We start from the raw sequence: 12002 nt of genomic DNA, 5'->3' as shown, positions 1-12002 counted from the left end.
TGCCAGCGCCTCGGCGGGCGCGGTGAACCGTACGCCGGGATCGAGCGAACCCGTCCAGAGCCAGTCGGCGATCTCCTCGTAGCGGAACGCGCGGGCGAGTTCCGTCGCGTCCACACCCCGGTAGTAGTAGCGGTCGCCCTCGATCAGCGTGATGCCCGTACGGATCCGCGGGACGGGATCGCCGCCGCCCGTGGCGGACTCCCTGCGCCCTCTGCGGACGAGCGCGTCCACCTCCGCGGCGTCGAAGGTGCTGCCCCGGCCACCGGGGTCACGACGGCTGGTGAGCTGGCCGCGGCTGACGTACGCGTAGACCGTCTCCGGCTTCACACCGAGGAGATCGGCCGCTTCGCGGGTGGTCAGCCGCCGTTCCCCGCGCGTGCTCTCGCCCGCTTCGTCGTCCATGGCGTCGCTCATGGTCCCCACCGTACACATGTTGATTCAATCAATGTTGACAGTGATCTAGTCAAGCATGGACAGTTGAATCAAGTCAGGAACGCAGCAGCCAGGAACACACGCAGCCAGGGATCTAGCAGGGAGGCACACCATGCCGGCAAACGGGACCGAGACCCCGGTGCCCGACGTACCGCGCGGACTCGCGGGCGTCGTCGTCACCGAGACCGCGCTCGGCGACGTCAGGGGCCGCGAGGGCTTCTACCACTACCGCCAGTACTCCGCGGTCGAGCTGGCACAGACCCGGGATTTCGAGGACGTCTGGCATCTGATGTTCGAGGGGGAGCTGCCGGACAGCGCCGCTCGCGCGGCCTTCACCGCCCGGACGGCGGCGCTGCGCCGGCTGCCCGACGACGTACGGGACGTGCTGCCCGCGGTCGCCCGCCTCTGCGCCCGCTCGGGACCGCTCGCCGGGCTGCGCACCGCGCTCTCGCTCTTCGGCGCTTCGGCGGGGCTGAGCCCGCTGTACGACATAGACCCGGAGCGCAGGCGCGAGGACGCCCTCGCCGTGTGCGCCGTCGTCCCGACGCTGCTCACCGCGCTGTACCGGCTGGGCCACGGCCTCGAACCGGTGGAGCCGCGCGAGGATCTGCCGTACGCGGCGAACTATCTGTACATGCTGACCGGCACGGAACCGGAGCCCGAGCGGGCGCGCGCGGTCGAGCAGTATCTGATCTCCACGATCGACCACGGATTCAACGCGTCCACCTTCGCCGCGCGGGTGATCGCCTCGACCGGCGCCGACCTGGCGGCCGCCCTGGTCGGCGGCATCGGCGCGTTCTCCGGACCGCTGCACGGCGGGGCGCCGAGCCGCGCGCTGGACACGCTCGACGCCATCGGGACGCCCGACCGTATCGATCCCTGGATCAGGGAGCGGGTGCTCGCGGGCGACCGGATCATGGGCTTCGGCCACGCCGTCTACCGCACCGAGGACCCGCGCTCGCGCATGCTGCGCGGGATCGCCGAGAAGTTCGGCGGACCACGGGTCGACTTCGCCGTGCAGGTCGAGGCGGGCGTCGAGGCCGTACTCGCCGAACTCAAGCCGGGCCGGGAGCTGCACACCAACGTGGAGTTCTACGCCGGGGTCGTCATGGAGCTGTGCGGTCTGCCGCGCGAGATGTTCACCCCGACCTTCGCCGCCGCCCGGGTGGTCGGCTGGAGCGCCAACGTCCTCGAACAGGCGGCCGACACCAAGATCATCCGCCCGGCGGCCCGCTACACGGGCCCGCCCCCGCCGCAGCCGGTGCCCGCCGCCGGCTGAGCGGGAAGGCATTACGATCAGGCGGCGTGACCAGGAAAGCCATCCCCGTCGTCATCCTCGCCGGATTCCTCGGCTCGGGGAAGACGACCCTCCTCAACCATCTGCTGACGCAGAGCCGGGGCACCCGGATCGGGGTCGTCGTCAACGACTTCGGTGCCATCGAGATCGACGCCCTGACCGTCGCCGGGCAGGTCGACTCGATGGTCTCCCTCGGCGACGGATGTCTGTGCTGCGCCGTGGACGCCAGTGAGCTGGACGGCTATCTCGACCGGCTCGCCCGCCCCGAACTGGCCATCGACGTCATCGTCGTGGAGGCCAGCGGGCTCGCCGAACCGCAGGAACTCGTCCGCATGGTCCTCGCCGGAGAGAACCCGCGCGTCGGCTACGGGGGACTGGTCGAGGTCGTGGACGCCGCCGAGTTCGAGGCGACCAGGGCGCGGCACCCCGAGACGGACCGGCATCTCGCCGTCGCCGACCTCGTCGTGCTCAACAAGACCGACCGTACGGAACCGGCCGAGCGGGAGCGGATCCTCGGCGTCCTCGCCGGACTGAGCCCCGGCACCCCGGTCGTCGCCGCGTCGCACGGGCGCGTCGATCCCGACGTCCTCTTCGACCGCAGGCCGGGCGCGCGGACCGTGGGGCAGCTCTCCTTCGACGACCTGCGGGCCGAGGAGTCCGGGGAAGGCACAGCCGCCGGCGACGGGGGCCACGACGATCACCTCCACGCCGCCTACGACAGCGTGGAGTTCGTCTCGGCCGAGCCGCTGGACCCGCGCCGGCTGATGGCGTTCCTCGACGAGCGGCCCGAAGGGCTGTACCGCATCAAGGGGTTCGCCGACTTCGGCGCCGCCGACCCGGACCACCGCTACGCCCTGCACGCCGTCGGCCGCTTCCTGCGCTTCACGCCGGAACCCTGGCAAGCCGCCGAGCGGCGGCTCACCCAGCTCGTACTGATCGGCGCGGGCATCGACCGGGACGCCCTGCTCAAGGAGTTGGAGGCGTGCCGGAACCTGGCGCCACAGGACGCACAGGACGCCCCCGCCGACGAACACGGCATGTGGGGCGTCCTGCGCTACGTACGGGACGTCACCGAGACGCCCTAGAACCGGTCAGTGCGCCGGGCCCGCCAGCACCTCGACCGTCGTCTCCAGCGGCTGGCCCGAGCCGTCCCTGCGCGGGTCCGGCTCCGGCAGCTCCACCGGTGTGCCGTTCTTCTTCGCCGCGCGGGCCGGGCTCGCGCCCGCCCAGGCGAGGACCAGCAGCTCCTCGCCCTTGAGGAACCGGTGGCAGCGCACCCCGCCGGTCGCCCTGCCCTTGCGGGGGTACTGGTCGAACGGGGTGAGCTTGGCCGTACGCACCGAGTCGTCGAGCGTGCCCTCGGAGCCCGTGACGGTGAAGACCACCGCTTCGGCCGCGGGATCCACCGCGGTGAACGAGATCACCGACGCGCCCTCCGCCAGCTTGATGCCCGCCATACCCCCGGCGGCGCGGCCCTGCGGACGCACCTGCGCCGATTGGTAGCGCAGCAACTGGGCGTCCGAGGTGATGAAGACCAGGTCCTCCTCGCCGGTACGCAGCTCGGCGCCGCCCACCACGCGGTCCCCCTCCTTGAGGGAGATGACCTCCAACTCGTCCTTGTTGGCCGGGTAGTCGGGGACGACCCGCTTGACGACACCCTGCCGGGTGCCCAGCGCCAGCCCCGGGGACGACTCGTCCAGCGTGGTCAGACAGATCAGGTCCTCGTCGGCCTCCAGCGCCAGGAACTCCGCGATCGGCGCCCCGCCCGAGAGGTTCGGCGCCGACGCCGTGTCCGGGAGCTGCGGCAGGTCGATCACCGAGATCCGCAGCAGCCGGCCCGCCGATGTCACGGCTCCGACATCGCCGCGCGCCGTCGCCGGTACGGCCGAGATGATCACGTCGTGCTTGACCCGCCTGCCGTCACCGCCCTCCAGCGGCTCGCCGTTGACCGTACGGGCCAGCAGGCCCGTGGACGACAGCAGCACCCGGCACGGGTCGTCGGCGACTTCGAGCGGCACGGCGGCGGCGACCGAAGCGCCGGACTCCAGCAGGACCGTACGGCGCGGGGTGCCGAACTTCTTCGCCACCACGGCCAGTTCGGCCGAGACCAGCTTGCGCAGCTCGCTGTCCGACTCCAGGATCCCGGTCAGCTCGTCGATCTCGCCGTTGAGCCGGTCGCGCTCGCTCTCCAGCTCGATCCGGTCGAACCGGGTGAGCCGGCGCAGCGGCGTGTCCAGGATGTACTGCGTCTGGATGTCGGTCAGGGAGAAGCGCTCGATCAGCCGCTCCTTGGCCTGCGCCGAGTTGTCGCTCGACCGGATGAGCCGGATGACCTCGTCGATGTCGATGAGCGCGACCAGCAGCCCCTCGACCAGATGCAGCCGGTCACGCCGCTTCGTCCTGCGGAACTCGCTGCGCCGGCGCACCACGGTGAACCGGTGGTCCAGATAGACCTCAAGGAGCTCCTTGAGACCCAGCGTCAGCGGCTGGCCGTCCACCAGGGCCACGTTGTTGATGCCGAAGGACTCCTCCATCGGCGTCAGCTTGTACAGCTGCTCCAGCACCGCCTCGGGGACGAAGCCGTTCTTGACCTCGATGACGAGACGCAGCCCGTGCGAGCGGTCGGTGAGGTCCTTGACGTCGGCGATGCCCTGGAGCTTCTTGGCCGAGACCAGATCCTTGATCTTGGCGATCACCTTCTCCGGACCGACCGTGAACGGCAGTTCCGTGACGACCAGGCCCTTGCGGCGCGCCGTGACGTCCTCGATCGCGACCGTCGCGCGGATCTTGAACGTGCCGCGGCCGTTCGCGTACGCGTCCTTGATCCCGCCGAGGCCGACGATCCGGCCACCGGTGGGCAGGTCGGGGCCGGGGATGAAACGCATCAGCGTTTCCAGGTCGGCGGCCGGATGCCGGATCAGATGGCGGGCGGCGGCCACCACTTCGCCCAGGTTGTGCGGCGGCATGTTCGTCGCCATCCCGACCGCGATCCCCGTCGCCCCGTTCACCAGGAGGTTCGGGTAGGCGGCGGGAAGCGTGATCGGCTCCCGCTCCTGGCCGTCGTAATTCGGCTCGAAATCGACGGTGTCCTCGTCGATCGACTCCGTCATCAGCGACGTCGCGTCGGCCATCCGGCACTCGGTGTACCGCATGGCGGCCGGCGGGTCGTCGTTGCCGAGCGAGCCGAAGTTGCCGTGCCCGTCGACCAGGGGCAGCCGCATCGAGAACGGCTGTGCCATCCGGACGAGCGCGTCGTAGATCGACGCGTCCCCGTGCGGATGCAGCTTGCCCATGACCTCGCCGACGACACGGGCGCACTTCACATAGCCGCGGTCGGGGCGCAGCCCCATCTCGTTCATCTGGTAGACGATGCGGCGGTGCACCGGCTTCATGCCGTCACGCGCGTCGGGCAGGGCCCGGGAGTAGATCACCGAGTACGCGTACTCAAGGAAGGAGCCCTGCATTTCATCGACCACGTCGATGTCGAGGATCTTCTCCTCGAAGTCCTCCGGCGGCGGGGTCTTCGTGCTGCGGCGGGCCATCGCTGCTGCGGCTCCTTCACAGGTCCTGTACGGCTTGTTCTTGAACTGACGCGGACCATTGTGGACCGTGCCACTGACATCACGGACCCCGACCCGTCGCCCGGGCCCGTTACGCGGGAACTTCGCCAGCTGTCAGCACGCTTGCATACAGTGGCAGCAGTTCTCCACCTCGCCATCGAAGGGACGTACATGCCCATGGGTCACACGGCCACAGCGCAGGCCGGCTCCGGCGGCCTGACAGCGACGGAGCACCGGCTGGCCAACGGCCTGCGCGTGGTGCTCTCCGAGGACCACCTCACCCCGGTCGCCGCTGTCTGCCTCTGGTACGACGTCGGCTCCCGACACGAGGTCAAGGGCCGTACCGGACTCGCCCACCTCTTCGAGCACCTGATGTTCCAGGGCTCCGCACAGGTGAAGGGTAACGGCCACTTCGAACTGGTCCAGGGCGCCGGCGGCTCGCTGAACGGCACCACCAGCTTCGAGCGCACCAACTATTTCGAGACCATGCCCACGCACCAGCTGGAGCTCGCGCTCTGGCTGGAGGCCGACCGGATGGGCTCGCTGCTCACCGCGCTCGACGACGAGTCGATGGAGAACCAGCGCGACGTCGTCAAGAACGAACGCCGCCAGCGGTACGACAACGTGCCGTACGGCACGGCCTTCGAGCGGCTGACCGCGCTCTCCTACCCCGAGGGCCACCCGTACCACCACACCCCGATCGGCTCGATGGCCGACCTGGACGCGGCGACGCTCGACGACGCCCGCGCGTTCTTCCGTACGAACTACGCGCCCAACAACGCGGTGCTGTCGGTCGTCGGTGACATCGACCCGGCGCAGACGCTGGCCTGGGTCGAGAAGTACTTCGGCTCGATCCCCTCGCACGACGGCAAGAAGCCGCCGCGTGACGGCACGCTCCCCGACATCATCGGCGAGCAGCTGCGCGAGGAGATCCAGGAAGAGGTGCCGGCCCGTGCGCTGATGGCCGCCTACCGGCTGCCGCAGGACGGCACGCGCGAGTGCGACGCCGCCGACCTGGCGCTCACCGTCCTCGGCGGCGGCGAGTCGTCCCGGCTGCACAACCGCCTGGTCCGCAGGGACCGTACGGCCGTGGCGGCGGGCTTCGGCCTGCTGCGTCTCGCCGGCGCGCCCTCGCTCGGCTGGCTGGACGTCAAGACGTCGGGCGGCGTGGAGATCCCGCAGATCGAGTCCGCCGTCGACGAGGAGCTGGCCCGCCTCGCCGAGGAGGGCCCGACCGACGAGGAGATGGAGCGCGCGCAGGCGCAGCTGGAGCGCGAGTGGCTGGACCGGCTCGGTACGGTCGCCGGCCGCGCCGACGAACTGTGCAGGTACGCCGTGCTGTTCGGCGACCCGCAGCTGGCCCTGACCGCGGTGACCCGGGTCCTGGACATCACGGCAGCCGAGGTGAAGGCCGTCGCCGCCGCGCGACTGCGCCCCGACAACAGGGCGGTCCTGGTGTACGAACCGCTCGCCGCCGAAGAGCCTGCTGACGAAGCGGCCACCGAAGAGACCGAGCACGAAGGGGCGGACAAGTGACCGAGGCTGCCGCGACCATGGAGTTCCACCCGCGGCCGACGGCCGGCGAGGCCAGGCCCTGGGCCTTCCCCGCGCCCGAACGGGGCGCCCTGGCCAACGGTCTGACGGTGCTGCGCTGTCACCGCCCGGGACAGCAGGTGGTGGCCGTCGAGATCTGTCTCGACGCCCCCCTCGACGCCGAGCCGGAAGGGCTCGACGGCATCGCCACGATCATGGCGCGCGCCCTGTCCGAGGGCACCGACAAGCACTCGGCCGAGGAGTTCGCCGCCGAGCTGGAGCGCTGCGGCGCCACGCTCGACGCGCACGCCGACCACCCCGGCGTCCGGGTCTCCCTCGAAGTGCCGGTCTCCCGGCTGCCCAAGGCGCTCGGCCTGGTCGCGGAGGCGCTGCGCGCCCCCGCCTTCGCGGACAGCGAGATCGAGCGGCTGGTGCGCAACCGCCTCGACGAGATCCCGCACGAGACGGCCAACCCGGGCCGCCGCGCCGCCAAGCAGCTCTCCAAGGAGCTGTTCCCGGCGTCCCTGCGGATGTCCCGGCCGCGCCAGGGCACCGAGGAGACGGTCGAGCGGATCGACGCGGCGGGCGTGCGCGCCTTCTACGACGCGTACGTCCGTCCGGCCACGGCGACCGCCGTGGTCGTCGGCGATCTCACCGGCGTCGATCTGGACCAGGTGCTCGCCGACAGCCTCGGCGACTGGACGGGCAACACGGCAGAGCCGCGCCCGGTGCCCGCGATCACCGCCGACGACACGGGCCGCGTCGTGATCGTGGACCGACCGGGCGCCGTACAGACGCAGTTGCTGATCGGCCGCATCGGCGCCGACCGGCACGACCGCGTCTGGCCGGCCCAGGTGCTCGGCACGTACTGCCTGGGCGGCACGCTCACCTCCCGGCTCGACCGGGTGCTGCGTGAGGAGAAGGGCTACACGTACGGCGTACGGGCGTTCGGCCAGGTGCTGCGCTCGGCCGCCGACGGCACGGGCGCCGCGATGCTCGCCATCAGCGGTTCGGTGGACACGGAGTCCACCGGCCCGGCGCTGGAGGACCTCTGGACGGTGCTGCGCACCCTCGCGGCGGACGGTCTCACCGAGGCCGAGCGGGACGTCGCCGTGCAGAACCTGGTCGGGGTCGCCCCGCTGAAGTACGAGACGGCCGCCTCGGTCGCCGGGACGCTGGCCGACCAGGTCGAGCAGCATCTCCCGGACGACTTCCAGGCGCAGTTGTACGCGCGGCTGGCCGAGACGGGCACGGTCGAGGCGACGGCCGCTGCCGTCAACGCGTTCCCGGTCGACCGGCTCGTCACGGTGCTCGTCGGTGACGCCGCGCAGATCAAGGAGCCGGTCACGGCTCTCGGTATCGGCGATGTGACGGTCGTCGCGGGCTGATCCGTCCGTAAGGGCCGATCCGAGCGGCAGGACCTCAGGGGAGAACCCCGGTGCGGGTGGCCGGGGTTCTCCCTTTTGCCCGCTCTGCCCTGTGGTGTGCGCTACAAATGCCCGCGCGGTTTTGGTGATGCGAAGTCCGCCCGCTTAGCGTCGGTCGGGCTGTCCGCCAGTCACCAGCCGCGTCCGCGGCATCGGGCAGCCATCGCCGAGTCCCCGTCAGGCGCGAGCCTGGGGAGCCGGGGACCCATGTCCCTGGGGTGAATCGGATGCCTTCGCCGGCCGTGCGGAGGTGCCCGTAGGAGACCTTCCTGCTCCGAACCCGTCAGCTAACCCGGTAGGCGAGAAGGAAGGAAAGGATCAGCCACTCCATGGCGTTCACCCGTCCCACCGGGAAGCACCGTGCCCGCAGACGTCCCACCCGCAGGAGCATGAGCGTGGCGGGCGTCGCGACGCTCACCGTCAGCGGAGTCGTCGGAGCACTGTCCTCCCAGGCGCTCGCCGCCGAGCCCGAGGGCCCGGCCGCAGGACAGGGCAGCAGCACCACCCAGGCCATCGTCATCGGCGATTCGATAAGCGACACGATCGCCGCCCAGGCGACGGCCCAGCGGGCCGCCGCCGAGCAGGCGAAGCGGGTCGCCGAGGCCAGGGCGGAGGCGAAGCGGAAGGCCGAGGCGCGCGCCCAAGAGGTGCGCGAGGCCAGGCAGCGCGCCGCGCGCGCCGCCGCGCGCAAGCGGCTGAACGCCTTCCGGACGCCGGTCGCGCACTCGTACGTGAGCACCGGGTACGAGAGCGGCGGGGCGCTGTGGTCGTCCGGCAGCCACACCGGCATCGACTTCCACGCCGCCACGGGCACCGAGGTGGTCGCCGTCGGCGCCGGCACCGTCGTGGAGGCGGGCTGGGGCGGCGCTTACGGCAACAACGTGGTGATCCGGATGCGCGACGGCATGTACACGCAGTACGGCCATCTCTCCTCGATCCGGGTGACGGTCGGCCAGTCCGTCACGCCGGGGGAGCGGATCGCCCTCTCGGGGGCGACGGGCAACGCCACCGGACCGCATCTGCACTTCGAGGCGAGGACCGGCCAGGCGTACGGCACGGACGTCGACCCGCTGGCGTATCTGCGCAAGCACGGCGTGCACGTCTGACATCGGCGGCCACCCGCGGGCCCACGCGGACAGCCAAGCGGCGGTGAACCCCGGATCCGGGGTTCACCGCCGCTTGGCTACGGACGCTTCGGACGCGCCGGGCGGGTCAGACCGTCTCGGGAAGCTCGTCCAGTCCCTCGGCCACCAGCTTCGACAGCCGGTCCAGCGCGGCGTCGGCGCCGTCGGCGTCGGAAGCGAGCACGACCTCCTCGCCGCCCTGCGCACCGAGTCCCAGCACGGCCAGCATGGACGCGGCGTTGACCGGGCTGCCGCCTTCCTTCGCGATCGTGACGGGGACGCCGGAGGCCGTGGCGGCGCGGACGAAGATGGATGCGGGGCGGGCGTGCAGGCCCTCGGCCCAGCCGACGTTGACGCGGCGCTCAGCCATGGTGTTGCCCTTCAAGTCTCAAGAGGTTGTCTAGACCAGTGTCTCATGTGCGGCCAAAACGGTTCTGCCGCCCCAGGGTGCCCCGCCCCGCCACCGGCCGCGACCGCTGCGAACGCCGCGGGTCAGGCCATAGGCTTGACGTATGACGCCGTCGGATCACGCGTACCCCGATCACTGGGAAGCAGACGTCGTGCTGCGCGACGGAGGCACCGCGCGGATCAGGCCCATCACCGCCGACGACGCCGAACGGCTGGTGAGCTTCTACGAGCAGGTCTCCGACGAGTCCAAGTACTACCGCTTCTTCGCGCCGTACCCCCGGCTCTCCGACAAGGACGTGCACCGGTTCACCCACCACGACTACGTGGACCGGGTCGGACTCGCCGTCACCGTGGGCGGCGACTTCATCGCGACCGTCCGCTACGACCGGATCGACGAGCTGGGCCGCTCGGCCTCGGCGCCCGCCGACGAGGCGGAGGTCGCCTTCCTCGTCCAGGACGCCCACCAGGGGCGCGGCGTCGCCTCCGCACTGCTCGAACACATCGCGGCGGTCGCACGCGAGCGCGGCATCCGGCGCTTCGCCGCCGAGGTGCTGCCCGCCAACAACAAGATGATCAAGGTGTTCCGGGACGCCGGATTCACCCAGAAGCGCAGCTTCGAGGACGGCGCCGTACGCCTCACCCTCGACCTCGAACCCACCGCCGAGTCGCTGGCCGTGCAGCGCGGCCGTGAGCAGCGGGCCGAGGCGCGCTCGGTGCAGCGGCTGCTGGCCCCCGGATCCGTTGCCGTCGTCGGCACCAGCCGGACCCCCGGCGGCGTCGGCCGCACGGTCCTGCGCAACCTCCTCGGCGCCGGCTTCACCGGCCGTACGTACGCGGTCAACAGCGCCTTCGCCGACGACGAGGGCGAGCTGGACGGCGTACCCGCCCTGCGCTCGGTCGCCGCCGTCGAAGGCCCGGTCGACCTGGCCGTCATCGCCGTACCCGCCGACCGGGTGCCGGACGCCGTCGCCGACTGCGGCGCGCACGGCGTGCGGGGCGTGGTCGTGCTCTCCGCCGGATACGCCGAGAGCGGCGACCGGGGCAGGGAGCGCCAGCGCGCCCTGCTGCGGCAGGCCCGCTCGTACGGGATGCGGCTCATCGGCCCCAACGCCTTCGGGATCATCAACACCGCGGCCGACGTACGGCTGAACGCCTCCCTCACACCGCAGTCGCCGCACCGCGGCCGCATCGGGCTCTTCACCCAGTCGGGCGCGATCGGCATCGCCCTGCTCTCCGGCCTCCACCGGCGCGGCGCCGGCCTCTCGTCCTTCGTCTCGGCGGGCAACCGCGCCGACGTCTCGGGCAACGAGTTCCTGCAGTACTGGTACGAGGACCCGGAGACCGATGTGGTCCTGATGTACCTCGAATCGCTCGGCAACCCGCGCAAGTTCACCCGGCTCGCCCGCCGGATGGCCGCCACGAAACCGGTCGTCGTCGTCAAGGGCGCCCGGCACACCGGCAGCGAGCCGCCCGGCCACGCCGTCCCGGTCAGCCGGATCCCGGAGGGCACGGTCTCGGCCCTGATGCGGCAGGCCGGCGTCATCCGCGTCGACACCGTGACCGAGATGGTGGACGCCGGACTGCTGCTCGCGGGACAGCCGCTGCCCGCCGGGCCGCGCGTGGCGATCCTCGGCAACTCCGAGTCTCTCGGCCTGCTCACCTACGACGCCTGCCTCGCAGCGGGGCTGCGCCCGCTGCCGCCGCTGGACCTGACGACTGCGGCCACCCCCGAGGTCTTCCGCGCCGCGCTGGCCACGGCCGTCGTCGACCCGGCCTGCGACGCGGTCGTGGTGACGGCGATCCCGGGCGTCGTCGCCGACGACGGCACCGCACACCCGGCCGACGGCCCCGCCCTGGCGGCGGCCCTGCGCGAAGCGGCCCCCGAAGCCCCCGCGAAACCGGTGGCCGTGGTCCATGTGGAGATCGAGGGTCTGGCCGACGCCCTGGGAGCGCCCGACTCCACCGCTCCCGGCCGGCGGATCCCCGCCTATCCCGCCGCCGAGCGGGCCGTACGGGCGCTCGGCGAAGCCGTCAAGTACGCGCAGTGGCGGCGGGAGGCCGCAGCCGTGGGGCGGGTCCCGGAGTACGAGAACATCGCCGAGGGCGAGGCCGCCGCCCTCATCACCCGGCTGCTCGGCGCGGCTCCCGACACCCGGGGAATCGCCCTGTCGGCGGCCGACTCGCGTGCGCTGCTCGGCCACTACGGCATCGCCGTACGGCC

9 protein-coding genes and 1 riboswitch are annotated in these 12002 nt (G+C 71.7%); of the genes, 6 read left to right on the top strand and 3 right to left on the bottom strand.

The annotated features are described in order from the left end of the window. On the bottom strand, window positions 1-414 hold a 414-nt coding region (locus HY68_RS00805; RefSeq protein ID WP_241778446.1), incomplete at its 3' end, for a citrate synthase. Window positions 415-544: 130 nt separating this feature from the next. Here HY68_RS00805 and HY68_RS00800 point away from each other — a divergent pair. Continuing rightward, window positions 545-1711 carry a citrate synthase/methylcitrate synthase gene (locus tag HY68_RS00800; protein ID WP_041983394.1) on the top strand — a complete coding sequence of 389 codons (1167 nt, stop codon included), beginning with the start codon at window positions 545-547 and terminating at the stop codon, window positions 1709-1711. A gap of 26 nt (window positions 1712-1737) precedes the next feature. Then, window positions 1738-2814: a GTP-binding protein gene (locus tag HY68_RS00795; RefSeq protein ID WP_041983393.1), complete on the top strand. Its 1077-nt coding sequence runs from the start codon at window positions 1738-1740 to the stop codon at window positions 2812-2814. A 6-nt stretch (window positions 2815-2820) separates the two neighbouring features. Here the strand turns inward: HY68_RS00795 and HY68_RS00790 are convergent, their stop codons facing one another. Continuing rightward, window positions 2821-5271, bottom strand: coding sequence for a DNA topoisomerase IV subunit A (locus HY68_RS00790; RefSeq protein ID WP_041983391.1), 2451 nt, complete (start codon window positions 5269-5271; stop codon window positions 2821-2823). A 189-nt stretch (window positions 5272-5460) separates the two neighbouring features. Between HY68_RS00790 and HY68_RS00785 the strand changes: the two genes are divergently transcribed. From HY68_RS00785 to HY68_RS00775, 3 genes are all read left to right on the top strand, one after another. Then, window positions 5461-6825 carry a pitrilysin family protein gene (locus tag HY68_RS00785; protein WP_198533373.1) on the top strand — a complete coding sequence of 455 codons (1365 nt, stop codon included), beginning with the start codon at window positions 5461-5463 and terminating at the stop codon, window positions 6823-6825. Window positions 6826-6842: 17 nt separating this feature from the next. Then, window positions 6843-8210 (top strand): pitrilysin family protein, encoded by a 1368-nt coding sequence (locus tag HY68_RS00780; protein WP_198533372.1) that lies wholly within the window; start codon window positions 6843-6845, stop codon window positions 8208-8210. A gap of 193 nt (window positions 8211-8403) precedes the next feature. Next, window positions 8404-8566, top strand: a riboswitch (cyclic di-AMP (ydaO/yuaA leader). 12 nt (window positions 8567-8578) lie between these two features. After that, window positions 8579-9355, top strand: coding sequence for a M23 family metallopeptidase (locus tag HY68_RS00775; protein WP_041983383.1), 777 nt, complete (start codon window positions 8579-8581; stop codon window positions 9353-9355). 106 nt (window positions 9356-9461) lie between these two features. Here the strand turns inward: HY68_RS00775 and HY68_RS00770 are convergent, their stop codons facing one another. Continuing rightward, the gene (locus HY68_RS00770) at window positions 9462-9743 is read right to left on the bottom strand and encodes an HPr family phosphocarrier protein (protein WP_041994926.1); all 282 of its coding nucleotides are present in this window, start codon (window positions 9741-9743) and stop codon (window positions 9462-9464) included. Window positions 9744-9885: 142 nt separating this feature from the next. On the opposite strand from HY68_RS00770, the gene HY68_RS00765 reads away from it, so the two are divergent. After that, window positions 9886-12002: GNAT family N-acetyltransferase (locus HY68_RS00765; protein WP_041983381.1), on the top strand; the 2117-nt coding region annotated here is incomplete at its 3' end.

The sequence above is a fragment of the Streptomyces sp. AcH 505 genome (genome assembly GCF_000818175.1).
Taxonomy (GTDB): domain Bacteria; phylum Actinomycetota; class Actinomycetes; order Streptomycetales; family Streptomycetaceae; genus Streptomyces.
This window is presented reverse-complemented; position numbering and strand designations above follow the sequence as displayed.

What these genes read in the sequence shown, in the direction of transcription:
- HY68_RS00780 (WP_198533372.1), top strand. Translation starts at nt 6,843, where the DNA reads ATGGAGTTCCACCCGCGGCCGACGGCCGGCGAGGCCAGGCCCTGGGCC.
- HY68_RS00775 (WP_041983383.1), top strand. Translation starts at nt 8,579, where the DNA reads ATGGCGTTCACCCGTCCCACCGGGAAGCACCGTGCCCGCAGACGTCCC.
- HY68_RS00785 (WP_198533373.1), top strand. Translation starts at nt 5,461, where the DNA reads ATGCCCATGGGTCACACGGCCACAGCGCAGGCCGGCTCCGGCGGCCTG.
- HY68_RS00800 (WP_041983394.1), top strand. Translation starts at nt 545, where the DNA reads ATGCCGGCAAACGGGACCGAGACCCCGGTGCCCGACGTACCGCGCGGA.
- HY68_RS00770 (WP_041994926.1), bottom strand. Translation starts at nt 9,743, where the DNA reads ATGGCTGAGCGCCGCGTCAACGTCGGCTGGGCCGAGGGCCTGCACGCC.
- HY68_RS00790 (WP_041983391.1), bottom strand. Translation starts at nt 5,271, where the DNA reads ATGGCCCGCCGCAGCACGAAGACCCCGCCGCCGGAGGACTTCGAGGAG.